This is a genomic window from Nonomuraea sp. NPDC003804, from assembly GCF_040610675.1.
Taxonomy (GTDB): domain Bacteria; phylum Actinomycetota; class Actinomycetes; order Streptosporangiales; family Streptosporangiaceae; genus Nonomuraea.
In genome coordinates, this window is record NZ_JBEXMT010000007.1 from 39395 (window position 1) to 61946 (window position 22552).

The following is a 22552-nucleotide window of genomic DNA, read 5'->3' on the forward strand; positions in this document are numbered from 1 at the left end:
TCGTCCTTCCGGTCGGGCGGACCGGGCGATCGCCCGGTCCGCGGGTCAGCGGCCGAGCAGGGCCAGCGCCTTGGCCAGCCCAGGGTCCTTGCCGGCCGAGACGTCCTCGGCGGTGAGCGGGACGTGGTGGTCGGGAGCCACGCCGCTGCCGTCGACGACCTCCCGGTCCGGCCCGAGGTGCCGGCGGCCGGGCAGCAGGAGGAGGCTGTTGTCGTCGAGCAGGTACGGCGCCGCCGCGCCGGAGACGATCCCGCCGGTGCGGGTGCCGACCAGTGTCCCGGCCTCGAGGTCCTTGACGGCGGCGGCGAAATGGTCGCAGGCCGATCCGCAGTCGCGGCCGGTGAGCACGACCAGCGGCAGGTTGAGCAGCGGAACGCTGTCGACGGTGGGGCTGGTCAGGCAGTCCCCGGCGGCGTCACAGTGGTAGGCGGTCACCTTGCCGTGCACCCAGGCGCTGACCAGCCGGGCCGCCTCCTCGGGCGATCCGCCCCGGTTGCCGCGCAGGTCGAGGACCACGCCGCGCGGCGTCGTGCCCTTGCCGACGTCGTCGATCGCCTTGAGGACGGTGTCCGCCGACCGCATGCCGAACCCGGCGAGCTTGACGTAGGCGATGTCACCGCGCACCGCCTTGGCCGTCACCATCCGGCTCGCCTCGGCGTCGGGCGTGAACAGGGCGGGCGTGAGGGTCACCGTCCAGGTGCGGCCGGTGGCCGGGCGGCGCAGCTTGATCCGGACCGGCCGGCTGTCGGGGTAGGCAGGGAAGAGCTGCGCCGCTGCGCCCGTGGACAGGACACCGTCGGCGAACGGCGGCGCGCCGTTGACCGACTCGATCACGTCGCCGGGGCGCAGCCCCTTGCCGGCCGCGGGCCCTCCGGTGACGGTCCTGACGTAGAGCGGAGCCAGTGCCTGGTGCGGCGCGTTCTGGATCAGCCCCACGGAGGGGGAGGTGACGATGCCGAGCCCGTAGCTCGTGCCGGGGCCGGCGTCGGGGTGCACCTGCGTGCGTGCCCAGCGGGCGTGGTTGTCGGCCAGGCGGTCGACCATCGCGTTCATCGTGGCGGCGGCCAGCGACTGCCGTACCGTGTCGTCGGCGGGCAGCGCGCCGGTGACGCGGGAGTAGACGGCGGCGAAGGCGGCCCAGTCCTTGTGCCGGTCGCCCGACAGCGCGGGCATCGTGGCCTCCGGCGCGTCGAGGCCACGCCGCTCCAGCTCGCGGGTGAACCCGGCGAAGGCCGCGGTCAGCAGCAGGCGGTTGTCGAGCTTCTCGCCGCCGTAGTAGTGCGCGAAGACGCAGTGGTAGGCCTGCTCGATGGTGGTGATCGTGGTGGGCCGTGTCGGCGCGGTCCGGCCGGGCGGTCCGTTGACGGCGGTGCACGCGGGCGTGTCCTGGCCGGTTCGCGCGACCCGTGCGGCGCCGGGCGTCACGGTCACCGCTCCCGCGCCGGGCGTCACGGTCACCGCTCCCACGCCGGCAGCCGCGGTCATGGCTCCCGCGCCGGGCGTCAGGGTCGTGGCTCCCGCGACCGCCAGCGCGACAGCGACGAGTCGCCGCCGGGTCGGTGCGAAGCGCTTCATCGTGGCGATGCTCCTTGGTCAGGTCGAGGGGAAGAAGACGATCTCGGGGTACTTCGCGGACGGGCCGTCCAGGAGAGGGGCGTCGCGCTCGCGCAGGCAGCGGTCGAAGAACGCGGCGACGTAGGCGCGCTGCGCGGCGGTGCACCGGCCTGGGGCGATCGTGCCGACCGGCTCGGTCAGCGCGGCGGGGATGACCTTGGCCGCGGCCAGTTGGTGGATCAGCTGCTTGTCGTCGGTGTAGCTGGCGTGGGTCGAGCCCTTCAGCGACAGGAACCACCGCCGGCCGCGCAGGTGGGACCAGAATCCCGCCATGAGCGCGCCGAGCTCGTCGGGCCCCTTGCCGGCGCTGCTCATGATCATGAAGGGCCGGTCGCCGATCCGGGTGGCGACCTGTCCCGCCAGCTCACCGGCCCGCTCCGGCGGCATGGGCGGCGCGATCGAGACAGTCGGGATGACGTGGCCGTCCAGGTCGAGGCCCGCCCGGATCCTGGCGTCGTGGGCCATGCTCTGGCCGGTGGTCGCGCCTCCCAGGGAGTGCCCGAACATGCCGATCCTGTCCATGTCCAGGCAGCCGGCCAGGCCGGCGGGCAGCGCGCGCTTCGCCGCGTCGGGGTTGCGCCCGGCGGCCAGCGCGGCGAGCGCGTCGAGGACGAAACGGGTGTCGGCCACGCGCACCTTCACCGCGGTCTGCGCGCCGTTCCTGTCCAGGGGCTGCAGGTCGCGCTCGACCCGCCCGCCGGGGAACTCCACGGCCCAGGCGTCGTGGGTGTGGTCGATGGTGACCACCACGTAGCCGCGGCTGGCCAGGTCCTCGACCAACGTGGTTCCCACCGCGCGAGGCTCGCCGGCGCCGGGCGAGTACAGCACGACGGGACAGCGGCGACCGGCCCTGACCTGGACACCCTCGCGAGCGTGGGTGAGCGGGAAGCCGACGCCGTCCAGCGAGATGTCGACCCCGCCCAGGTCGAGCCGTTCGGCGGTCCGCCGCAGGCCCTCGGCCGTCATCGTGCGGTAGCGGGCCAGCGCCCGCGTGGTCATCCACGGGACCGGCCGATGGCGGCCGCCGGCGCCGCGGGCCGCCGGATACCAGACGCTGATCATCAGCTCGCGGGGCCGGGCGGCCTTCCACGGGTCGCGGCGCCCGCGGTCCACCAGGTGCAGCGCGATCGTGCCCACGTCGTGCGGTCCGGTCGGGACGGGAAGTTTCAGTCGCGGCGGGCCGGCCGCCAGCGCGGTGGCCGCCGGCGCCGGGAGCGCCAGGGCCGCGGCGAGCGCCGCGGCCCCACCGAGCAGGCCTCGCCGGCCGACGACCGCGGCCTCGTGCCACAGGTGATCTGACATGGACACCAGGTGTACGGCGGGGCCTGTCACACGGAGATCACACCGGCGGGCCCGGTTCGGCGGCTGCGGTAGAAACCCTGCTGTGACCCCGGTCGAGCAAGGCTTGACCGGCTGCGGTGGCTCATCGAAGGGAACGACCCGTGCGGGTGCTGGTGATCGAGGACGACGTGGAGATGGCCGAGGCGGTCGCCGACGGCCTGCGCCGGGCGCGGATGGCGGTCGACGTCGCCTACGACGGCAGGGGCGGGCTCGAGCGGGCCGAGCAGAACGACTACGACGCGATCGTGCTCGACCGCGATCTGCCGGGCGTGCACGGCGACCAGGTCTGCGCCGCGCTGGTGGCCGCGGGCAACCGGGCCAGGGTCCTCATGCTGACCGCGGCGGGCACCAGCCAGGACCTGGTGGAAGGGCTCGCCATCGGCGCCGACGACTACCTGCCCAAGCCGTTCGACTTCCCCGTGCTCGTCGCCCGCATCGGGGCGCTGGTACGGCGCGCCCAGCCCGCCATCCCGCCGGTCCTGCGCCACAGCGGCCTCATGGTCGACCTCGCGCGGCGCCGCGCCTACGAGGGCGAGCGGACGCTGGAGCTCACGCCCAAGGAGTTCGGGGTCCTGGAACTGCTGCTGGCCTCCCATGGCCGGACGGTTTCCGCGGAGGAGCTCCTGGAGCGCGTGTGGGACGAGTTCGCCGACCCGTTCACCCGCACCGTCACCGTCACGGTCAGCAGGCTGCGCGCCAAACTCTCTGACCCCTCGATCATCGAGACGGTGGCCGGGGCCGGCTACCGGCTGCGGAGCGCCTGATGCGCGCCCTGCCGCGCAGGACCGTCCGCATGCGCCTGACGATGCTGTACGGCGGGCTCTTCCTGCTGTCCGGCGCGGCACTGCTGGCGATCACCTACGCCCTGGTCGTGCACGCCACCAGCGGCGTCGTCTTCAGCGGCCAGGGCGGCAGCCTCGTCACCGGCGCACCCGGAGATCTTCCCGATCCTGGACCGCAGGTGCTCGGCGGTGCCGAAGGGCTGACCTACGAACAGGTCCAGGCGCAGGCCGAGGCGATGCGCACCCAGGCGTTGCGGCAGCACGACGCCGAACTCGACCAGCTCCTCACCCAGTCGGGCATCGCGCTCGCCGCCATGACGGTCGTCTCGATCGCGCTCGGCTGGATCGTCGCCGGCCGGGTGCTGCACCCGCTGCGCACCATCACCCGCGCCGCCCGGCAGATCTCCGCCACCAACCTGCACGAACGCCTCTCCCTTTCCGGGCCCGGCGACGAGCTCAAGGAACTCGGCGACACCTTCGACGGGCTGCTGGCCAGGTTGGAAGCCGCCTTCACCGCCCAGCGCAGGTTCATCGCCAACGCCTCCCACGAGCTGCGCACGCCGCTGGCCAGGCAGCGGACCCTGGTGCAGCTCGCCCTGTCCGACCCCGAGGCGTCCACCGCGTCGCTGCGGGCCGCCCACGAGCGGGTGCTGACCACCAACCAGCAGCAGGAACGCCTGATCGAGGCGCTGCTCACCCTCGCCCGCGGCGAGGCGGGACTCGACCGGCGGGAGCCGTTCGACCTGGCCGAGATCAGCGAAGACGTGCTCGTGGCCCGCGAGTCCGAGGCGGTACGGCGCGGGCTGCGCCTGACCACGACGCTCGACCCGGCCCCTTCCGCCGGCGACCCGCGCCTGATCGAACGCCTGGTCATCAACCTCGTCGACAACGCCCTGCGCCACAACGTCGACGGAGGTCACGTGCACGTCGCCACCGGCACCTCCGCGGGGCGGGCCGTCCTGACGGTCACGAACACCGGGCCGGTCGTCGCGGCCGCGGAGGTCGACCGGCTGCTGCAGCCGTTCCAGCGGGCGGGGGCGAGCCGTACCGGCCACGACGGCGGGCTCGGTCTGGGCCTGTCCATCGTGCAGGCCATCGCCACCGCCCACGGCGCGACGCTCGCCGTGCGCCCGTCGCCGGACGGCGGCCTGCGGGTCACCGCCGGCTTCGAACCCGCCGGCGGCACCGGATGACCGGTGCCACCCAGGCCCGCGTGGCTACCGGTGGGTGACCAGGACGGCGTGGTGGTCGGTGCCGTCCGGCCCGTCGGGGTCGGCGTGCACCGTGGCGGCCCTCAGGCGTGGCAACTCGTGGATGAGCCGGTGCTCGGCCGCCACCGCCACGGCGTGCGCCTCGACCAGCGACAGCTCGTGGCTCACCACGATGTCGACCTCGGCGCGCAGGGCGTGGCCGACCCAGCGCAGCCGTACCGAACCGGCCCGGACGACGCCGGGGACGGCGGCCAGGATGTGCTCGGCCTCGGCGACCAGCGTGGGATCCACCGCGTCCATCAGCCGGTGGTAGATCTCGCGGGCCGCGTCACGCAGCACGAACAGGATGGCCGCGGTGATCAGCAGGCCGACGATCGGGTCGGCGACCGGGAACCCGAGCGCGGCGCCGCCGGCGCCGAGGAGCACGGCGAGCGAGGTGAAGCCGTCGGTGCGGGCGTGCAGGCCGTCGGCCACCAGCGCCGCCGAACCGATCTCGCGGCCCACCCTGATGCGATAGCGGGCCACCCACTCGTTGCCGGCGAACCCGACGATCCCGGCGGCGGCCACCAGCCCGAGCGCCTGGACGTCCCGCGGATCGAGCAGCCGCGTGACCGCCTCGTAGCCCGCCAGGCCCGCCGAGGTCGCGATGAGCAGGACGATGACGATGCCCGCCAGGTCCTCGGCCCTGCCGTAACCGTAGGTGAATCGCCGCGTGGCCGTCCGCCGCCCCACCGAGAACGCGATGGCCAGCGGGATCGCCGTCAGGGCGTCGGCGACGTTGTGCAGCGTGTCACCGAGCAGCGCCACCGAGCCGGAGAAGGCGACGATGACCGCCTGGACGGCGGCGGTGACCATCAACACGGCGAAGGAGACGGCGACGACGCGTATGCCACGGCTGCTCGACTCCAGGGCCGGGTCGGTCTTGTCCGCGCTGTCGTGGCTGTGGGGGGTGAAGGCGTGCCCGAGGCCGGACAGCAGCCGCCCGAGCCGCCCCCTGCCGCGCCCATGACCGGCGTGCCCGTGACCGTGCCCATGACCGGCGTGCCCGTGACCGTGCCCATGACCGGCGTGCCCGTGACCGTGCCCATGACCGGCGTGCCCGTGCCCGTGACCGTGACCGTGACCGTGACCGTGACCGTGGCCGTGCCCGTGCCCGTGGCCGTGCGCCGGCAAAGACCCTGTCTCGTTCTGCCCAGGCATGACCCACCTCACTTGCGCATGACCCGTTTGTCGGCATCATATGTAGTCATGTACGCACGCGACAACGAATCAGGTGCCACACAGTCGCAGGAACAACCCACCAGCGCGCAGGTCGAAGCCGCCGTCGACGCCTTCCGGATGCTCAGCGACGCGACACGCCTGCGGCTGATGTGGCTGCTCTCCTCGGGCGACTACGACGTCAGCTCGCTGGCGCAGGCCCTCGGCGCCGCGCGCCCCTCCGTCTCGCAGCACCTGGCCAAGCTGCGCCTGGCCGGCCTCGTCGAGACCCGGCGCGACGGCCGGCGCGTGGTCTACCGGGCCCGTGACGCCCACGTCCGGGCGCTCATCCACGAGGCGCTGTTCCACGCCGACCACGAGGTCTCGGGCATCCCCCGGCACGACTGAGCCCGGCACGACTGAGCCCGGCACGACTGAGCCCGGATCGGCTGAGCCCGGACCGGGCTTCAGGAGCGGCGGATGAGGCCGCGCTTGACGGCGGCGGCCACCGCGGCGGTGCGCGAGTCGACGCCGAGCTTGGCGTAGATGTGCACCAGGTGCGTCTTGACCGTGGTCTCGCTGAGGAACAGCTGCTTGCTGATCTCCCGGTTGGACAGGCCGGCGGCGACGTGGACGAGCACCTCGAGCTCGCGGGGACTCAGGGTGACGTCCGGGGTGCGCATCCGGTCCAGCAGCCGGGAGGCGACGCTGGGGGCCAGGGCGCTGCTGCCGGCGGCCGCCGAGCGGATGGCCGCGTGCAGCTCGTGCGGGGGCGCGTCCTTGAGCAGGTAGCCGGTGGCGCCGGCGTCGACGGCGGTCAGGATGTCGGCGTCGGTGTCGAAGGTGGTGAGGACCAGCACGCGCGGGCCCCCCAGGGCGACGATGTGGCGGGTGGCCTCGCTGCCGTGCATGCCGGGCCCGAGCTGCAGGTCCATCAGGACGACGTCCGGTGACAGGCGACCGGCCAGCTCGACGGCCTCCTCCCCGGTGGCGGCCTGGCCGACCAGCTCGAAGTCGTCCTGGTCGGCCAGCATGGCGCGCAGCCCCGAGCGGACCACCGGATGGTCGTCCACCAGCAGGATCCGGATCGCCGCCGTCATGACGCCCTCCCGGCCGGCAGCGGCAGGGCGGCCACGATCGCGGTGCCCTCGCCGGGGACGGACTCCACCGTCAAGGCGCCGCCCAGCGCCCCGACCCGGTCACGCATCGCGCGCAGGCCGAAACCGGTCCCGTGGCCGGCGCCCGCGCCGGGGTGGGCGGACCGGTCCGGATCGAAGCCGCGGCCGTCGTCGACGACGTCGAGCACCACCATGTCGTCGAGGTAGGTGAGCGTGACCGCGGCGTGCCGGGCGCCGGAGTGCCGGCTGACGTTGCCCAGGGCGCCTTGCGCGATGCGCAGCAGTACGGGGTCGTAGTCGGTGGGCAGCGGCAGGGGGCTCCCCGACACCTCGAAGCGCGCCTGGATGCCGGTGCCGGCCAGCGCCGTGTCGCTGACGCGGCGCAGCGCCGCGACGAGCGAGGACTGCTGCAGCGCGGGCGGCGCCAGGGCGCGCACGAAGTTGCGCGCCTCCTCCAGGTTGTCCTGGGCGGCGCGCTCCGCCTCGCCGATGCGCGCCTCGGCCTGCCCGGGATCGTGGGCCAGGTCGCGGCGGGCGGCGCGCAGCAGCAGGATGATGCTGGACATGCCCTGGGCCAGGGTGTCGTGGATCTCCCTGGCCAGGCGTTCCCGCTCGGCCAGGCGGGCGCCTTCGCGTTCGGCCTCGACCAGCTTGTCCTGGGTGCGCACCAGGTCGTCGATCAGCCGGCGGCGCTGCTCGCTCTCGGCGTACAGGGCCTTGTAGACCAGGGCCATGAGCGTGGCGACGACCGCGCCGACGACCGGGCCGATCACCTGCGCCGCGGTCAGGCCCCTGGTGTGCCAGCCGGTGGCGGCGATGGCGGCGGCGGTCAGCAGGGCCACCCCTGGCAGGGCGATCGGCAGCGGCAGCAGGTGCAGGTAGGCGAAGAACAGCGGAAAGGCCAGCCAGATGTACTGCGGGGCGGCCAGCGCGAGCGCGGCCCAGCCCATGGTGATCAGCGCGAGCCAGATCCGGCCCAGCAGCAGGTGGGTGCGACCGCCGAAGTGCGGCAGCCGCCGCTCGATGACGATGCCCGCCATGTACACCACGCCCAGCAGCGCGCCCGCGGCGGCCAGCAGGCCATGACCGTGGCGGAGCAGGCTGGTCAGCGCGATGACCAGCAGGGTCGCGAAGGTGCCGTGGACGGTCCACCGCAGCAGCCGCAACGCGGGCGGAAACGGATGGTTCATCATCTCTCACTCAGCGTAGGCCCGGTGGATCAGCTACCGCATCGTTCAAAAGGTGTATTCCGGCTGACCGGATGAGGGAGCCCCGCCGGTCCGCGGGCACGATGCGCCACCGCGGCCGGACCGCGCACGCTGGGAGGCGCACCCCCTCACCCACCGCCACCCAGGAGGACGCGCCGTGTTCGTGGCGCTCAGAGACCTACGCTTCGCCAAAGGACGCTTCGCCCTCATGGGTGTCGTCGTCGTGCTCATCACGCTGCTGGTGACCATGCTGTCCGGCCTGACCGCCGGCCTGGCCCGCGAGAACATCTCCGCGGTCGAGAACCTGCCGGCCGACCACATCGTCTTCTCCGGCGGGGACAAACCCGCCTTCGCCGACAGCCGGATCAGCGAGAGCGCCTGGAAGGCGTGGCAGGCCGTCGACCACGTCCAGGCCGAACGCCTCGGCGTGTCCATGGCCCGCCTGACCCGCGGCGACGACAGCGAGGCCGTCGCCGTCTTCGCCGCCCAGCCCGGCGGCCGGCTCGCCCCGGCTTCGCTGCGCGCCGGCACCGTGGTGCTGCCGGCGGCCCTGGCCGGCGACAGCGACCTGTCGGCCGGGGACACGGTGCAGCTGTTGGGCCGCGACTTCACCGTCGTCGTCGGCGACGGCACGGCCTCCTACAGCCACACCCCGGTCGCCTGGATCAGCGTCGAGGACTGGACCCCGCTGGCCCGCCAGGGCGAACCCGACACGGCGGCGACCGTCCTGGCCCTGCGCACCGACGACCAGGCCGACCTGACCGGCCTGACCGCCGCCGACGCCCGGCTGGGCACCACCACCGTCCCGCTGGCCGACGCCCCGGCCGCGGTCGGCTCCTACACCTCGGAGAACGGCTCGCTGCAGCTGATGCGCGGCTTCCTGTTCGCGATCTCCGCCCTGGTCATCGGCGCCTTCTTCACCGTGTGGACCATCCAGCGGCGCGGCGACGTCGCCGTGCTCAAGGCACTGGGCGCCGGCACCGGCTACCTGCTGCGCGACGCGCTCGCCCAGGCCGTCGTCGTGCTGCTGCTGGGCGCCGGCATCGGCGGCGCGCTCGGCGCCGGCTTCGGCGCGCTGGTCGAAGGCACCGTCCCGTTCGTGCTGTCGCCCGCCACCACGATCGTCCCCGTGGTCGTGATGATCGCCCTGGGCGCCGGCGGCGCCGCCCTGGCCATCCACAAGATCACCTCGGTTGACCCGCTGACCGCTCTGGGAGCCTCCCGATGACCCTCAAGCTCACCGACGTCGTCCTGACCTACCCCGACGGCGAGCGCACCCTCACCGCCCTGAACCATGTCGACCTGGCGGTCGCGCCCGGCGAGTTCACCGCTGTCGTCGGCCCGTCCGGGTCGGGCAAGTCCAGCCTGCTGGCCGTCGCCGCGACGCTCATCCGCCCCACCTCCGGCACCGTGTCGGTGGCCGGGACCGACGTCACCGACGCCGGTCAGGCGGCCAGAACCCGGATACGCCGCGACCACATCGGGATCATCTTCCAGCAGTCCAACCTGCTGCCCTCGCTGACCGCGCTCGACCAGCTCCTGGTCATGGCCCACATCGCGGGCACCAGACCCGCCGCCGCGTCCGCGCGCGCCCGCGAGCTCCTGGGCGCCGTCGACCTGGCCGACAAGCACGGCAAGCTGCCCCACCAGCTGTCCGGCGGCGAGCGTCAGCGGGTCAACATCGCCCGCGCCCTGATGAACGAGCCCGAGATCCTGCTGGTGGACGAACCCACCAGCGCCCTCGACCACCGCCGCGGCGAGCTGATCGTCGCCCTGCTGGCCACGCTCACCAGGAAGAACAACCTGGCGACCGTGATGGTCACCCACGACACCTCCACCCTCGCGATGGTCGACACCGTCGTGACCATGACCGACGGCACCCTCACCAGCGGCGGGTGGTCGCCGACCGGGTGAGCGTGGTGACCCCCGTGAATGCCACCACGCAGAACAGGACCGCCCGGTCGAGAGCCCGGTCGCCGCTACCGGTCCCGGGCTCAGGTCATGCCTCCAGTACGCCAGAACGCGTCCGCCCCGTCAGGTCACGAATTCTCGTGACTTGAAGCCCGTGCGAGATCGTGGTAATGCCCTCCGGCGCGAGCCCCGCCAGGTAAAACCGCCCGGCGGCCATGGCAAAGGATCGCGTGTTGGCGGGCCCGAACTCCGCCCCTCCTGACAAGGTCAACGCGGCCGCCACGCCGATGAACGATGGAGGGGCAGATGCGTCTTGTCGGGGGAGGAGAGCAGTTCGACCGCCTGCTCTCCGCTGCGAGGGCCTACTGGGGCAGGCGCCCTTCCCAGCCCGGGACCTGCGTGGTGGCCGAGGCCATGCACCAGGACATCCGGGTGATCGTCCGCAACCTGATGCTGGCCAACGCGATCTGCGATCTGACCTCCGCACGGCTGGTCGTGCTCACCGGTCTCGACCGGGAGTGGAGCCGGCTGCTGTGCGAGGACTTCGACGTGGCGCGGGTACGCAGGCTGGCGGAGGCGTTCGGCGCGGACGACATCATCGACGTGCACGACCTCACCGAGCGCCGGCTGGCGAGGGAGGGTGACGCTCCCGCGGCCGGGGTCGAGCAAGCCACGCTGGACGCGCTGGAGAAGGCGAGCCTGCTCCGGCTCAACCGGGTGCCACGGCTGCCCCGTACCGAGGACGAGCGGTTTCGCGCGCGCCGCGCCCGCGCCAGGGCGCTGTCGGCGGTCTACGAGCGGATCTTCTCCGACCTGTCGCCCACCGCGCTGGTCACCAGCCAGGTCGACTACGACCAGTGGGGGCTGGCGGTCGACACGGCGATGCGGATGGACGTCCCGGTCGTGCACGTGCAGAGCACCGGGTCGCTGAAGGCGTACACGCTCTTCCCCGAGGCGCGCCAGGGGACGGGTACCTTCCGCGAGGAGCTCACCGGCGAGATCGCCCGCTACTTCGACTGGCACGTCTGGCCGTACAGGGACCTCGTCAGGCCGAACGCCGAGCAGGTGGCGTGGCGTGTGAAGACCGGTCCGGGCGGGGGCGGCCCCTTCGAGGTCCGCACCGAGACCGAGCGCCGCCAGCTGCGCGAGCACGGCTGCCACCGGCTCGGCCTCGGGCCGGAGCGCCCCCTCGTCACCGTGTTCAACCAGGCCGTGTCGGACGCCGTCGGGACGAACCGCGAGCTGTTCGACGACCTGGCGGAGTGGCTGGAGGAGACGGCCGCGTACGCCGTGGCCGAGGAGTCGGTGAACTGGCTCTTCCTCGACCACCCCGGCCAGGACCGGTACGACACCACCGGTCACTTCGCCTCCGTCGCCGCACACTGTTCCGGACGCTCGCACCTGGCCTTCGCGACGAGCCTCGAGCTGTCGAGGAACATGCTGTGGAGCATGACCGACGTGGGCGTCACGGTACGCGGCGGCGTCTGCGGCGAGCTGCCCGCGTTCGGCGTCCCGGTGATCCAGGCGGGCTGGGCGGAGTGGAGCGGCTGCGGCCTCACGCACGTCGCCGAGACGCGGGACGACTACTGGGCCCTGCTGGGCGAGTCCGTCGCCGATCTGGTCAAGGGCGGCCCGGTCCTGGGCCCTGAGCAGCGGGAGCGGGCCCGGCTGTGGCTGTGGCTGTCCCGCAGCGGGGCCGACGTGTCCTCGCCGGTGCTGCCGCACGCGGAGATGGGCGAGGGCGAGGAGTACCTGCGCGCGCTCACCGTCGGCCTGCAGCACGTGGAGCGTGACGGCGACCCGCTGCACTGCGCGGTGCGCCGCATGTGGGGGCGGCGCGAGCCGCTGCTCAGCCGGTTCGACTTCCGGGATCCAGCAGGGCTCGCCGCGGCCCTCACCGCATCGAGGAGCGCATCATGACCATACTCCTGAACGGCTTCGCCACCTGGCTCGACGAGGCGGTCGCCGAGCTGCGGCCACCGGTCGAGGTGTTCGACGGTCAGGCGGCGGCGCTGACGGTGACCGACCAGTTCCACCGGGGCAGGCGGATCGTGGGCCGGTTCGAGCGCTCGGGGCTCATGGGGTTCAAGGTCGCGGCCGGGGGCCGCCGCCTGCGCGTCACGGTGACGCTGGCGCTGGACGCCGTCTCGGTGCCCGGCTGGCGCCTGCCGGGGTCCTCGGACCTGGTCAAGGCGCATCAGCTGCCGCCGCGCCTGGTGCAGGTGCGCGCCCAGGGGCAGCTGCGGCAGTGCGTCCTGTTGAAGGGCGGCAAGGGCATCACGAGCGCGCGCGCCGTCTTCGACCTGCTGCCCGACGAGGTGCCCGACGACGGCCTGATCTGCGTGGAGGCCCTGGACATCACCGAAGGGCACGGGCTGTCCCGGGAGGCGCGCGAGGCGGTGGCGGGCCGCGTCATGGGCGGTGGCGCGGCGGGTCTGCGCGTCGACGGCGTCGTGATCGAGGAGGCGCCGGAGGGGAAGGCGGTCCCGCGAAGCGAGCGGGCGGACGGCGCCGGCTGCGAGGCCCTGTCGCTGGTCAGCGGGGGCGGCCTGGCCCACCTGCACCGGCGCGGCAGCCGCTCGCTGCGTTCCGGTTTCTTCGTGGTCAATCCCGTCCCGCCGGGGGTCGCCGGCTCGGGCGGCAGGCTGACCTTCCGGCTCGGCAGCATGGCGGACACCGTCGGCCGGGCCACCACGGCGAGGGACCGCGCGCCGGCGCGCCGGGTCCTCCGCCGGGCGGGCGTCGAGGCGCGGCGGCTGCGCCACCGCATCCGCGAGGCCCTCGGTACGGCGGCGCCGTCCGTGGACCAGATCGTGAGCGTCAGGGACGGGGCTCTGGCCGGTCCCGTCAGGGCCACGACGGCGGGCAACATCCTCGAGCTGGAGATGCCCGCTCCTGCCGCGCCCCTGCTGGTCTTCCTCTCCGCGAGGCAGGGCGCCGTGCCCGCCCTGCTCTCAGCGAACTGGACCGGCTGAGGTCCGTTCCGCGCCCGCTCCCGCCCGGCGACCGGCTACGCTCCGGCGAATGATCACACCATGGGATCCCGAGGCGGACGGCGTGCTGCGGCTGCCGTCGGGCCGGCTGGTGCGCGGCCGGGGGCTGCGGCGACCGCTCCCCGCCGGGCCTGAGCCGTCCTTCGCGCTCTACCTGCTGGGCCACGAGCCGCCGGCCGTCGCCTGGGAGGCCCGCTGGCTCCGCTGGCCCGACTTCTGGCTGCCGTCCGACCGTACGGCGACCGCCGACGCGCTGCGCGAGGCATGGGCGCGCGCCGAGAGCGAGCGGGTCGAGGTCGCCTGCGGGGGCGGGATGGGGCGCACCGGTACGGCACTGGCCTGCCTCGCCGTGCTGGACGGCGTGCCGAGCGGCGAGGCGGTCGGCTACGTCAGGGCGCACTACGCCCGGCGCGCCGTCGAGACACCGTGGCAGCGCGGCTTCGTCCGGCGCTTCCGGTAGCGGCCCCGCTTCCCTGCGCACGAGCTCCTCGGACCGTCGGGGCGCCCAGCCGGAAGCCCGCTGCTCAGCCGGTCAGCTCGTACACGGCGAACCGGCCCTTGGCGAAGCGAAGCGTGGCGAAGGCGGCGAGCTCGGGGGCGACCGGTGTCCTTCGCCAGTGATGGGCCAGCAGCCAGCGCACGCCGTACCGCTCCCTGAGCAGGCGCACCGCCTCCGCGGTGGGTGCGGTGAAGACGGCGTCGTTGGCCGCCAGCAGCGCGCCGTCCCAGAACGGCTGGGCGGCCATGGACTGCCGGTTGACGTCCTGCAACGCCGCCAGGTTCGTCGCGGTGTAGGACCAGCTCTCGACCAGGACGCGCCGCTCGGCGTACGCCGACATCCAGAAGTGCCGGCTGTCGCACAGCCGCACGGTGACGCGGCAGTGCGCGTTGGTCGCCAGGACGTCGCCGGGATCGGAGTGGTCGCGCACCCAGCGCGCGGCCGCGATGCCCCCCACCGGGATCTCCCGTTCCGAGGGGCTGCCGCGCGATGTCAGCGCGTTGCGCACCGGCGGCACCGCCGAGGGCGCCGACAGCCCGACGACGACGAACAGCACCGCTGCCCGCCGCCACGGGACGCGCCGCAGCGACACCGCCACGGCGAGCACGATCACGGCCAGCGCGGCGAAGGGCAGGAGGAAGGCCGCACTGAACCCCGTGTCGCCGAGGACGGCGAGCTGGGGCGGGAAGGCGTGCCCCACCGCCCGGAACAGGAGCACGACGGCCGTCCCCGCGGCGACGGCCGCGCCGGCGAGCACGGGGCGGCGCCGCGGGGGAAGCGCGTCGAGCGCGGCGAGCGCGCCCGCTGCGGCGACGATCCACAGGTACGGCCGGGCCGCGGTGAGGAAGTAGAGCTGGCTCATCCCCGGATGCCCCAGGAACAGCACCGCCCCGAGCGAGCCGAGGCCGACCCCGAGGAACAGGGTCAGCCCCCGGTCCTCGGCCGATCCAGGCTTGCGCCGGGGCCCGAACGCCCCCACCCAGAGCGCGGCCCACGCCAGCAGGAAGGTCACCGAGATGACGACGGGGGCGAGCAGGACCTCGTCGATGCGGGCCGTCGTCGTCCACGTCGCGACCATCCGGAAGGTCGTCGAGTACGGCCACAGCCGCATCCCCTGCGACGCCCCGCCGAAGAGGACGAGCTGGGCGAACGCCAGCGTGGCGAGCGTGACGGCGCCGAGCAGGAGGACGCCGCGGTCCACCCGCCGCGACCTGACCCAGTCCACCACGACCAGCAGGCAGATCCCGGCCAGCAGCAGGGGCAGATAGGTCGCCTTCGCCCCTGACAGGGCGACCAGCAGCACGACCACCGGAACGAACGTCGCCTTCCGCCGCCCGTCCCCGCGCAGCAGGCCGACCACCAGCAGCGCGAGAGCGCCGAAGAGCGCCGCGCCGAAGGTCTGCGTGGGGCTCAGCCAGGCCAGCGAAGCGTCCAGCGGACCTGAGGTGAAGGGGCCGGGCAACCAGGCGTAGGGGTTCGGCGGGGCCAGCAGGTACGTCGCGGCGAGCGCCAGCACGCCGGGCAGCCAGGAGCGGGTGATCAGGTACGCGACGGCAGGGACGAGCACGACGAAGATCGCCAGCATCGGCAGCATGGCGAGGCGGTACAGGATCGTCTGGGCCTCGATGCCGGTCGCCCAGCTCGTGGCGGCCATGTCCGCGTAGACGAACCAGTGGTAGGACAGCGGCTCGCCCATGACGTGGGGCACGGTCGGCGGCATGTGGTGCCGCAGCTCCCCGACGAGCGACAGGTGGAACGGCATGTCCACGTACGGCGTCGCGTTCCCCGGCCACCGCAGGCCGTGGCCGGTGAAGAAGGTGAGCCCGCTGGAGACGGTCAGGAAGCAGAACACCGCGCTGAGCGCCGCGCCGTACCCGAGGGGGATGCGCGGCCGCGCGCCGGGCAGCCAGTGCCGGCGCAGGCGCGGGACCGCGACGAAGGCCGCGAGGACCGCCGCCGGGCCGAGGACGGCCAGGCGGGGCTGGCCGGCCGCCCTGGCCGCCATGTAGGTGAAGATCTCCAGCGTGTACCCGAGGGCGGTTCCCGCGGCCAGGTCGACGGCCGTGGGCAGCCGCAGGCGGGTGAGCGCCCGCCAGAGCAGGGTTCCCGGCAAGGTGAGGGCGAGCGCGACATACGCCGCGAAGACCGCGACGTCCTTGGGCGGCGTGCCGTGGACCAGCAGCGTTCCGGCCGCCACCAGGACGGCGACGGCGCCGGGAAGCGCGCCCGCCAACCGCCGCCCCGGCCTCGGCGCGGCCGCTTCGGCGGCGCCCGCGCGCTCGATGATCGCCGTGGTCATCGCGTCACCCTCCTGCGGCGTACCGGGCCTATGCCGTGAATGTCGGGCGCGCCGAGCGGAACACCCAGCGGTCCAGGGCGACGAAGCGGAAGACCGTGATCGCCAGATAGGAGACGACGAGGGTGGCGACCTCCAGGCCCCGCCCGTGTTCGGGCAGGGACTGGACGACTGCCGTGACGACGACCGTGGTCACCAGGTAGTTCAGCGCGAACAGCAACCCGGCACGGAAGTGGGCGCGCAGCCGGGGGCCGCCGTGGCGGCGGAAGGTCCAGCGCCGGTTGGCCTCGGTGTTGAACAGCGTGGCCACGCAGAGCGCGGCCAGGTTGGCCATCGCGGGAGACCAGGCGGTGCGCAGCAGCAGGTACAGGAGCGTGTGCAGCACCGTGCTGACCACTCCGACCAGCGCGAACGACAGCAGCTTGGCCAGCAGCGGGTTGCGCGGCTCGGCGATCGTGGCCTGCGGGTGGAGCGGCGCGAGCTCCGAGCGCCTGGGCATCGGCACCCGCGCCGCGCCCGTCGACATCGCCCAGGCCATGCGCCACAGGCCGCGGAGATCGTCATAGGCGGTGCGGCAGACCTTGACGCGGGTGTCTACGTCCTCGTACCAGTCGACGGGTGTCTCGTGGATGCGCAGCCCGTTGTACTCGGCCAGCAGCAGCAGCTCCGTGTCGAAGAACCACTTGTCGTCGGCGATCTTGTCCAGGAGCGGCCGGACCCGGTCGGCCCGGACGGCCTTGAAACCGCACTGCGCGTCGCTGAACCCGGCCCCGAAGCCCATCCTGATGATCATGTTGTAGGCGCGGGAGACGATCTCCCGCTTGGCGCTGCGGTGCACCCGGGCCGTACGCGCGAGCCGCGTCCCGATGGCCACCTCGGAGTGGCCGCTGATCAGCGGGGCCACCAGCGGCAGGAACGCGTCCAGGTCGGTGGACAGGTCGACGTCCATGTAGGCGACGATCGCGGCCGGGCTCTCCCGCCAGGTCTGCTTCAGCGCCGCCCCGCGGCCCCTGATGTCCAGCCGCCGCGCGTACACGTTCTCGTGGGTACGGCTGAGCTCCTGCGCGATGGGCCAGGTCCGGTCGGTGCTGCCGTTGTCGGCGATCGTGATGCGCCACGGCAGCGGGAACGACTCCGACAGGAAGGCGTGCAGCGTCTTGACGCACCCGGGGAGCGCCAGTTCCTCGTTCAGCACCGGGATGACAACATCGACGACCGGTTCCGCCGTGCCGTCCGGTGCGAGCTCGGGCCGGAACGCCGTCTTCGTCCGGATGGCGACAGGCGCGTTCATCCGCGCCCCTCCCGGTCCGCTCCGCCATCGCCCATCGGCCGCCCGATCTTCACATCGCGCATGAATGCATCCGTTCGTTCGCCGCGCGTGACCATGCCGGCGCGGGTGATCCCGCAGCCCAGTGACGATCGTCTTGCCCCGGTCGGGACGAACCCCTGCGATTCATGGTTCGAGTACCGTGCTGTTGCCGAGCCTTTACCGCAGGCAGACCGGGCGGGCCGGAAAGGGCCGATCCGGCTTTGCCAACCCTTCGACGGCCGATATGGCGTCTCTGGCCCACGGCATCAGGGACCGACCCCACGCCGGACGGCCAGGCGGCGCGGGTGAGCGACCTGGCCGAGCAGGCCAGGGTCACCAAGCAGACGACCACGTTCCTCGTCGACCAGCTCGAACGGGCGGGCTACGTCGAACGGGTGCCCGACCCCACCGACGCGCGGGCCAGGCTCGTGCGGATCGCCGCACGCGGCCGGGCGGCGGTCGCGGTGGCCAGGACGGTGGAGGCCGACGTCGAAGCGGAATGGACGCGGCACCTCGGCAGTCGCGACGCCGCCCACCTCCGCCGCGCGCTGACCCGCCTGCGCGAGATCACCGATCCGTACCAGTGATCTTCGCGTAGACGTACATGTCCCTGCGCGCGCCGCCCACCTCCATCCAACTGCGCAGCAGACCCTCCCGCTCGAACCCGGCCCGCTCGGCGGCCTTCCACGAACCCCCGTTCCACGGCTCGACGTGCAGCTCCAGCCGCGGGATGCGCAGCTCGTCCAGCCCCCAGGCCGAGACCGCCAGCAGGGCGGCGGACGCGACGCCCTGCCCGCGGGCCGAACCCGCCACCCAGTACCCCACCGACGCCCGGCCGTTGGCGCCCGGCCACAGGCCGATCTGGCCCACCGCGCGGCCGGAGCGGGCGTCCGCGATCGCGAAGGAGTAGCCGGCCCCGGTCTCGGCCCTGTCCCACTGCCGCCGGACGAAGGCGGCGCCCTCCGCCTCGCTGTAGACCGGTGGCACGCTGGTGATCAGCGGGATGTACGGGTCCCGCGCCGCCTCCCGCACGGCCTCGACGTCACCCAGCTCCCAGCGGCGCAGCACGAACCGCCCGCCGGCGTCCAGCACGGGTACGACGAGAGGATCGTTCCCGCTTGACGCGGTCCGCTTCGCGGGCGGGTGTGCGGGCGAGGATGTGCCGGTGTGGTCCATGGCGTCCAGTTCTCCAGAGGTTGCGGCGTTCCGCCGTCCTTCGAGAAGATCATGCCTCTGTCACCCCCCCGGAAGGACGCGTATGAGACGCCTGACGCTGGCGGCCGCGATCTCGGTGGCCGGACTGTTAGCCCCCGCGACCGCCCACGCGGCGGACGAGGTGCAAGGCGTGGACGTGAGCAACTGGACCGGCGACGTCGACTGGGCCAAGGTCCGCGACGGCGGCGGCCGGTTCGCGTTCGTCCAGGCCACCGAGGGCGCCGACTACCGCAACCCGCGCTTCGCCGCGCAGCACGGCGGAGCCGCGGCGGCGGGGCTGCTCAGGGGCGCCTACCACTTCGCCCAGCCGCACGAGACGGACGGAGCCGCCCAGGCGGACTTCTTCGTCGACAACGGCGGCGCGTGGACCTCCGACGGCCTGACCCTGCCCGGCGTGCTCGACGTCGAGGACAACCCCTACAAGGACAAGAACGGCAAGAACTCCTGCTACGACCTGTCCCCCGAGGACATGGTCACCTGGATCGGCGACTTCACCAGGCGTTACCGCGAGCGCACGAGGCGCCATGCGGTCATCTACACGACCACCAGCTGGTGGAAGACCTGCACGGGCGACTCCAAGAAGTTCGCGAAGAATCCGCTGTGGCTGGCCCGCTGGGGCACCGAACCCGGCGAACTCCCCTCAGGATGGAAGAAGCACACCTTCTGGCAGTCGGCCGACAAAGGCCCCCTGATCGGCGGCCAGAACTCGTTCAACGGCTCGGAGTCGCAGCTCAAGGCGCTGGCCAACCCGCCCGCCGAGGTGACGGTGACCGGGGCGGCCAGAAGCAGGAAGCTCTACACGATCACGCTGAAGAACACCGGTGTCCACCCTGTCACCGACGTCAGGCTCGAGGGCCGCACGTTCGGCGGTCAGAAGGTGGTCAAGGCGGGTCCCGGTTGCTCGTTCAGCGGTACGGCGGTGCGATGCCTCATCCCCAAGGTCAATCCAGGACACTCGTTGCGGATCACCATCGCGACCAAGCCCTCGAAGGCCACGGGCAGAGTCGGCGTCGACGTGACGGTGGGCTCGGTCGAGCTCTCGCTCTCGGCGCGTTAGCCGTCCTCCTCCTGGCGGTGCCGGCGTCGATGCCGCTCCGCCAGCTCGCCATGCCGTCCATCGTCCGCCTGGCCTACCAGTACCAGGGGATCCCCTACTCCTGGGGCGGCGGGCACAAGGAGGATCCGGGGCCGTCGACTGGAACGTGCCAGGGGTACACCGGCAAGATCAAGCCGTGTCCCGCGACCCGGACGCGGGGGCTGGACTGCTCGGGGCTGACCCGGGTGGTCTACGCCCGCGCGTACGGGGCGGACGTGCTGGGGCCCGGCAACACCGACGAGCACCTGCGCAGGATGCGCCGCGTCGACCGGCCGGAGCCGGGCGACCTGGTGTTCTTCGGCAGGCCGAGGACCAAGCACGTGGGGATCTATCTCGGCGGCGGCCGGATGATGAACGCCCCGGAGACGGGGGCCGTCGTGCGCGTGGACCGTGTCGACCGGCGCAAGAACCTCGTCGGCTACTACCGCTTCTGAGACCCGCGTCACGGTGTTTTGCGACTCGCGTGGCACATGAACCGTTTTGGTATGGCTGTAACCCGTGACGACTTCCGAAAAATGAGAGACCTGAGGTCTACTCTGTGCCGCTATGAACAGGCGCTGGGTGGGCCCGAGAGGGCTGGAGATCGTTCCCGCGGTGCGCGCGGGACAGCAGGTTCTCCGCGTCCGGAGATACGGCCGGCTCGTGGCCGACTGCTTTTCGGTCGAAGCCGTCGCGATGCACGTGGACCTGGCGGACCTGTGCGAGGTGGTCGAGCTCGCGGGCCGCACCAGTTCGCATCATCGCTAGGGGCCGTGTATGGTTACACCTGTCCGACAGCGCCGCAAGGCCCGGCGGACAGGCCCCTATAGCTCAGTCGGCAGAGCGTCTCCATGGTAAGGAGAAGGTCAACGGTTCGATTCCGTTTGGGGGCTCCCAGCTCGAACGCCCGCCCTTCCTTGAGGTCGGGCGTTTCTTGTATGGATTTCAGGTGCGGGGGGTTCCTGAGGCATACTGGGAAGCACCTCGCTCGACCCGGTGAAGTCGTGGCATGTTCGTGACTACTCCGAGGGTCGGGTATCCTTCACTGGCCGGGAGTTTCGACCGGCAGCAAGGCGGAGTAGCTCAGTCAGGCAGAGCAAACGGCTCATAATCGTTGTGTCGCCGGTTCAAGTCCGGCCTCCGCTACTACCCGAACCCGAGTGCATCGCTCGGGCACGGGTGTGTCCCAGTCCCAAACGTAGAAAGGCACTCCCACGTGGCTGCCACCGACGTTAGGCCGAAGATCACGCTGGCCTGCCAGGAGTGCAAGCACCGCAACTACATCACGCGGAAGAACCGGCGCAACGACCCGGATCGGCTTGAGCTGAAGAAGTACTGCCCCAACTGCCGCACCCACCAGGCGCACCGCGAGACCCGCTAGGTCCGCGCCCGTGGGCGCCACGCACGGCGTCCCACCGCGAGACCGGCCGAGGTCCGCGCCGGCGGCTGCAAGTCCAGCCACCGAGCCAGGTGTACGGCACGGCAGACGGCGACCGGGCTGCCGCTCGGCGCTCCTGACGCATTCAGCACAAACGGCGTCCTCCACGGGGGGCGCCGTTTGTCGTTCCCTGGATCCCGCGCCCTGGGCTTCCCCTGAGGTCCCGCACCTCCCCGGGTCCCGCACCCTCCATGGATTCGCACCCTTATCCGGGTCCTGCACCTTCCTGGACTCCGCGCCCTCCTGGATCCCAACGCCTTTGGACCTCGCGCCCTCCTGGACCCCGCGCTCTCCGGGATCCCACACCCTTCCTTGGGCCGTGCGCCTTTCCTTGGGTCGTGGACCCTTCCTTGGGTCGTGGACCAGCGACAGCCGAATGTTGTTCTGTTACCGTCGGCTCAACAGCCCAGAACGCACCTAAGGAGCACGGGCACTGATGGCCTTGAACCGTGATTTCGTGGGTCGGACCTACACGTCCACCACCTCGTACGAGGTCAGCCGGGTGAAGATCAAGGAGTTCGCCGCGGCTATCGGTGACAGCAACCCCATCTACCGGGACCGGGAGGCCGCGCAGGCCGCCGGGCATCCCGACGTGGTCGCCCCGCCGACCTTCCCCATCGTGTTCAGCCTGCAGAGCGGCGGCGACGCGCTCGGCGACCCCGACCTGGGCCTCAACCTGGCCATGGTCGTCCACGGGGAGCAGCGTTTCGAGTACACCCGCCCGATCTACCCCGGCGACGAGCTCGTCACCACCTCGACGATCACCGAGATCCGCAGCGCGGGCCGCAACGAGCTGCTGACGATCAGGAGCGACGTCACGACGGTGGCCGGGGAGCCGGTCTGCACCACCTACAACACGATCGTCGAGCGCGGAGGGGCGGGCTGAGATGGCGGCCACGGTGAAGTACGACGAGGTCGAGGTCGGCCAGGAGCTTCCGGCCGCCGACTACCAGGTGCGCCGGGTCAACCTCGTGATGTACGCGGGCGCGTCCGGCGACTTCAACCCGATCCACTGGAACGAGCGCTTCGCCAAGACGGTCGGCCTGCCCGACGTCATCGCCCACGGCATGTTCACCATGGCGCAGGGCGGCCGCTTCCTCACCGACTGGGCCGGCGATCCGGCCGCGGTCGTCGACTACGGCGTGCGTTTCTCCTCGATGGTGGTCGTCCCGGACGACGACACCGGCGCGACGATCACTGTCAGCGGGGTCGTCGAGGAGAAGCTGGAGGACAAGCGGGTGGTCATCGGGCTGACCGCCATGGCTGGTGACGCGCGGGTGCTGTCCAAGGCCCGGGCGGTCGTCCAACTCGTCTGACGCGCGCTTCACCCGCCCGACCGGTCCCG

The 22552-nt window shown here is 72.5% G+C and carries 23 protein-coding genes and 2 tRNA genes; 17 read left to right on the forward strand and 8 right to left on the reverse strand.

What is annotated here, in order from left to right; all coding sequences use genetic code 11:
- Nucleotides 1-45: 45 nt before the first annotated feature.
- Nucleotides 46-1575, reverse strand: a complete 1530-nt coding sequence (locus ABZX22_RS11330; protein WP_354907573.1) for a S41 family peptidase — start codon at nucleotides 1573-1575, stop codon at nucleotides 46-48.
- An 18-nt stretch (nucleotides 1576-1593) separates the two neighbouring features.
- Nucleotides 1594-2916, reverse strand: a complete 1323-nt coding sequence (locus tag ABZX22_RS11335; protein WP_354907575.1) for a lipase — start codon at nucleotides 2914-2916, stop codon at nucleotides 1594-1596.
- Between the two features lie 140 nt (nucleotides 2917-3056).
- Here ABZX22_RS11335 and ABZX22_RS11340 point away from each other — a divergent pair, with 140 nt between their 5' ends.
- Nucleotides 3057-3719, forward strand: coding sequence for a response regulator transcription factor (locus ABZX22_RS11340; protein ID WP_354907576.1), 663 nt, complete (start codon nucleotides 3057-3059; stop codon nucleotides 3717-3719).
- A complete protein-coding gene (locus tag ABZX22_RS11345; RefSeq protein ID WP_354907577.1) occupies nucleotides 3719-4930 on the forward strand; it encodes a HAMP domain-containing sensor histidine kinase in 1212 nt (403 codons plus the stop codon). The genes ABZX22_RS11340 and ABZX22_RS11345 overlap by 1 nt, the downstream gene beginning before the upstream one ends.
- Before the next feature lie 24 nt (nucleotides 4931-4954).
- On the opposite strand, the gene ABZX22_RS11350 is transcribed toward ABZX22_RS11345, so the two are convergent.
- Nucleotides 4955-6148: a cation diffusion facilitator family transporter gene (locus ABZX22_RS11350; protein ID WP_354907578.1), complete on the reverse strand. Its 1194-nt coding sequence runs from the start codon at nucleotides 6146-6148 to the stop codon at nucleotides 4955-4957.
- Between the two features lie 48 nt (nucleotides 6149-6196).
- Between ABZX22_RS11350 and ABZX22_RS11355 the strand changes: the two genes are divergently transcribed.
- Complete coding sequence (locus ABZX22_RS11355; RefSeq protein ID WP_354907580.1) at nucleotides 6197-6553, forward strand: metalloregulator ArsR/SmtB family transcription factor; 357 nt, start codon at nucleotides 6197-6199, stop codon at nucleotides 6551-6553.
- A 59-nt stretch (nucleotides 6554-6612) separates the two neighbouring features.
- On the opposite strand, the gene ABZX22_RS11360 is transcribed toward ABZX22_RS11355, so the two are convergent.
- Complete coding sequence (locus ABZX22_RS11360; RefSeq protein ID WP_354907582.1) at nucleotides 6613-7245, reverse strand: response regulator transcription factor; 633 nt, start codon at nucleotides 7243-7245, stop codon at nucleotides 6613-6615.
- Nucleotides 7242-8456, reverse strand: coding sequence for a sensor histidine kinase (locus ABZX22_RS11365; protein ID WP_354907583.1), 1215 nt, complete (start codon nucleotides 8454-8456; stop codon nucleotides 7242-7244). The genes ABZX22_RS11360 and ABZX22_RS11365 overlap by 4 nt, the downstream gene beginning before the upstream one ends.
- A 223-nt stretch (nucleotides 8457-8679) precedes the next feature.
- Between ABZX22_RS11365 and ABZX22_RS11370 the strand changes: the two genes are divergently transcribed.
- The 5 genes from ABZX22_RS11370 (at nucleotide 8680) to ABZX22_RS11390 (ending at nucleotide 13835) form a co-directional block, all read left to right on the forward strand.
- A complete protein-coding gene (locus ABZX22_RS11370; RefSeq protein ID WP_354907585.1) occupies nucleotides 8680-9699 on the forward strand; it encodes an FtsX-like permease family protein in 1020 nt (339 codons plus the stop codon).
- Nucleotides 9696-10385 (forward strand): ABC transporter ATP-binding protein, encoded by a 690-nt coding sequence (locus tag ABZX22_RS11375; RefSeq protein WP_354907587.1) that lies wholly within the window; start codon nucleotides 9696-9698, stop codon nucleotides 10383-10385. Before ABZX22_RS11370 ends, ABZX22_RS11375 begins: the two co-directional genes overlap by 4 nt.
- Before the next feature lie 303 nt (nucleotides 10386-10688).
- Nucleotides 10689-12302: a hypothetical protein gene (locus ABZX22_RS11380; protein ID WP_354907588.1), complete on the forward strand. Its 1614-nt coding sequence runs from the start codon at nucleotides 10689-10691 to the stop codon at nucleotides 12300-12302.
- Nucleotides 12299-13357 (forward strand): hypothetical protein, encoded by a 1059-nt coding sequence (locus tag ABZX22_RS11385; protein ID WP_354907590.1) that lies wholly within the window; start codon nucleotides 12299-12301, stop codon nucleotides 13355-13357. Before ABZX22_RS11380 ends, ABZX22_RS11385 begins: the two co-directional genes overlap by 4 nt.
- A gap of 49 nt (nucleotides 13358-13406) precedes the next feature.
- The gene (locus tag ABZX22_RS11390; RefSeq protein WP_354907591.1) at nucleotides 13407-13835 is read left to right on the forward strand and encodes a protein-tyrosine phosphatase family protein; all 429 of its coding nucleotides are present in this window, start codon (nucleotides 13407-13409) and stop codon (nucleotides 13833-13835) included.
- 64 nt (nucleotides 13836-13899) lie between these two features.
- Here ABZX22_RS11390 and ABZX22_RS11395 read toward each other — a convergent pair whose 3' ends face one another.
- Together ABZX22_RS11395 and ABZX22_RS11400 are read right to left on the reverse strand one after the other, a co-directional pair.
- Nucleotides 13900-16173, reverse strand: coding sequence for a hypothetical protein (locus ABZX22_RS11395; protein WP_354907593.1), 2274 nt, complete (start codon nucleotides 16171-16173; stop codon nucleotides 13900-13902).
- A 28-nt stretch (nucleotides 16174-16201) separates the two neighbouring features.
- Nucleotides 16202-17461: a glycosyltransferase gene (locus ABZX22_RS11400; RefSeq protein ID WP_354907595.1), complete on the reverse strand. Its 1260-nt coding sequence runs from the start codon at nucleotides 17459-17461 to the stop codon at nucleotides 16202-16204.
- A 323-nt stretch (nucleotides 17462-17784) separates the two neighbouring features.
- Here ABZX22_RS11400 and ABZX22_RS11405 point away from each other — a divergent pair, with 323 nt between their 5' ends.
- Nucleotides 17785-18066, forward strand: coding sequence for a MarR family transcriptional regulator (locus ABZX22_RS11405; protein ID WP_354907597.1), 282 nt, complete (start codon nucleotides 17785-17787; stop codon nucleotides 18064-18066).
- On the opposite strand, the gene ABZX22_RS11410 is transcribed toward ABZX22_RS11405, so the two are convergent.
- Nucleotides 18047-18571 carry a GNAT family protein gene (locus tag ABZX22_RS11410; RefSeq protein ID WP_354907599.1) on the reverse strand — a complete coding sequence of 175 codons (525 nt, stop codon included), beginning with the start codon at nucleotides 18569-18571 and terminating at the stop codon, nucleotides 18047-18049. The genes ABZX22_RS11405 and ABZX22_RS11410 overlap by 20 nt on opposite strands.
- A 166-nt stretch (nucleotides 18572-18737) precedes the next feature.
- Here ABZX22_RS11410 and ABZX22_RS11415 point away from each other — a divergent pair, with 166 nt between their 5' ends.
- From ABZX22_RS11415 to ABZX22_RS11450, 8 genes are all read left to right on the forward strand, one after another.
- Nucleotides 18738-19751, forward strand: coding sequence for a GH25 family lysozyme (locus tag ABZX22_RS11415; protein WP_354907600.1), 1014 nt, complete (start codon nucleotides 18738-18740; stop codon nucleotides 19749-19751).
- 29 nt (nucleotides 19752-19780) lie between these two features.
- On the forward strand, nucleotides 19781-20224 hold the full coding sequence (locus ABZX22_RS11420) for an NlpC/P60 family protein (protein ID WP_354907601.1): 444 nt from the start codon (nucleotides 19781-19783) through the stop codon (nucleotides 20222-20224).
- Between the two features lie 112 nt (nucleotides 20225-20336).
- A complete protein-coding gene (locus tag ABZX22_RS11425; protein WP_354907603.1) occupies nucleotides 20337-20537 on the forward strand; it encodes a transposase in 201 nt (66 codons plus the stop codon).
- A gap of 52 nt (nucleotides 20538-20589) precedes the next feature.
- A tRNA-Thr gene (locus tag ABZX22_RS11430) sits at nucleotides 20590-20662 on the forward strand.
- A 179-nt stretch (nucleotides 20663-20841) separates the two neighbouring features.
- Nucleotides 20842-20915: transfer RNA gene (locus ABZX22_RS11435), tRNA-Met, on the forward strand.
- A 70-nt stretch (nucleotides 20916-20985) separates the two neighbouring features.
- Nucleotides 20986-21150, forward strand: a complete 165-nt coding sequence (rpmG, locus tag ABZX22_RS11440; protein ID WP_181616146.1) for a 50S ribosomal protein L33 — start codon at nucleotides 20986-20988, stop codon at nucleotides 21148-21150.
- A gap of 493 nt (nucleotides 21151-21643) precedes the next feature.
- Nucleotides 21644-22093: a MaoC family dehydratase N-terminal domain-containing protein gene (locus ABZX22_RS11445; RefSeq protein WP_354907604.1), complete on the forward strand. Its 450-nt coding sequence runs from the start codon at nucleotides 21644-21646 to the stop codon at nucleotides 22091-22093.
- 1 nt (nucleotide 22094) lies between these two features.
- Nucleotides 22095-22523: a MaoC family dehydratase gene (locus tag ABZX22_RS11450; protein ID WP_354907605.1), complete on the forward strand. Its 429-nt coding sequence runs from the start codon at nucleotides 22095-22097 to the stop codon at nucleotides 22521-22523.
- The last annotated feature ends 29 nt before the right edge of the window (nucleotides 22524-22552 follow it).

Excerpts from the sequence above, each read along its gene's own strand:
- ABZX22_RS11330 (WP_354907573.1), bottom strand. The coding sequence starts at position 1,575 with ATGAAGCGCTTCGCACCGACCCGGCGGCGACTCGTCGCTGTCGCGCTG.
- ABZX22_RS11335 (WP_354907575.1), bottom strand. The coding sequence starts at position 2,916 with ATGTCAGATCACCTGTGGCACGAGGCCGCGGTCGTCGGCCGGCGAGGC.
- ABZX22_RS11345 (WP_354907577.1), top strand. The coding sequence starts at position 3,719 with ATGCGCGCCCTGCCGCGCAGGACCGTCCGCATGCGCCTGACGATGCTG.
- ABZX22_RS11350 (WP_354907578.1), bottom strand. The coding sequence starts at position 6,148 with ATGCCTGGGCAGAACGAGACAGGGTCTTTGCCGGCGCACGGCCACGGG.
- ABZX22_RS11355 (WP_354907580.1), top strand. The coding sequence starts at position 6,197 with ATGTACGCACGCGACAACGAATCAGGTGCCACACAGTCGCAGGAACAA.
- ABZX22_RS11360 (WP_354907582.1), bottom strand. The coding sequence starts at position 7,245 with ATGACGGCGGCGATCCGGATCCTGCTGGTGGACGACCATCCGGTGGTC.
- ABZX22_RS11365 (WP_354907583.1), bottom strand. The coding sequence starts at position 8,456 with ATGATGAACCATCCGTTTCCGCCCGCGTTGCGGCTGCTGCGGTGGACC.
- ABZX22_RS11370 (WP_354907585.1), top strand. The coding sequence starts at position 8,680 with ATGGGTGTCGTCGTCGTGCTCATCACGCTGCTGGTGACCATGCTGTCC.
- ABZX22_RS11375 (WP_354907587.1), top strand. The coding sequence starts at position 9,696 with ATGACCCTCAAGCTCACCGACGTCGTCCTGACCTACCCCGACGGCGAG.
- ABZX22_RS11380 (WP_354907588.1), top strand. The coding sequence starts at position 10,689 with ATGCGTCTTGTCGGGGGAGGAGAGCAGTTCGACCGCCTGCTCTCCGCT.
- ABZX22_RS11385 (WP_354907590.1), top strand. The coding sequence starts at position 12,299 with ATGACCATACTCCTGAACGGCTTCGCCACCTGGCTCGACGAGGCGGTC.
- ABZX22_RS11390 (WP_354907591.1), top strand. The coding sequence starts at position 13,407 with ATGATCACACCATGGGATCCCGAGGCGGACGGCGTGCTGCGGCTGCCG.
- ABZX22_RS11395 (WP_354907593.1), bottom strand. The coding sequence starts at position 16,173 with ATGACCACGGCGATCATCGAGCGCGCGGGCGCCGCCGAAGCGGCCGCG.
- ABZX22_RS11400 (WP_354907595.1), bottom strand. The coding sequence starts at position 17,461 with ATGAACGCGCCTGTCGCCATCCGGACGAAGACGGCGTTCCGGCCCGAG.
- ABZX22_RS11415 (WP_354907600.1), top strand. The coding sequence starts at position 18,738 with ATGAGACGCCTGACGCTGGCGGCCGCGATCTCGGTGGCCGGACTGTTA.
- ABZX22_RS11420 (WP_354907601.1), top strand. The coding sequence starts at position 19,781 with ATGCCGCTCCGCCAGCTCGCCATGCCGTCCATCGTCCGCCTGGCCTAC.
- ABZX22_RS11425 (WP_354907603.1), top strand. The coding sequence starts at position 20,337 with ATGAACAGGCGCTGGGTGGGCCCGAGAGGGCTGGAGATCGTTCCCGCG.
- ABZX22_RS11445 (WP_354907604.1), top strand. The coding sequence starts at position 21,644 with ATGGCCTTGAACCGTGATTTCGTGGGTCGGACCTACACGTCCACCACC.
- ABZX22_RS11450 (WP_354907605.1), top strand. The coding sequence starts at position 22,095 with ATGGCGGCCACGGTGAAGTACGACGAGGTCGAGGTCGGCCAGGAGCTT.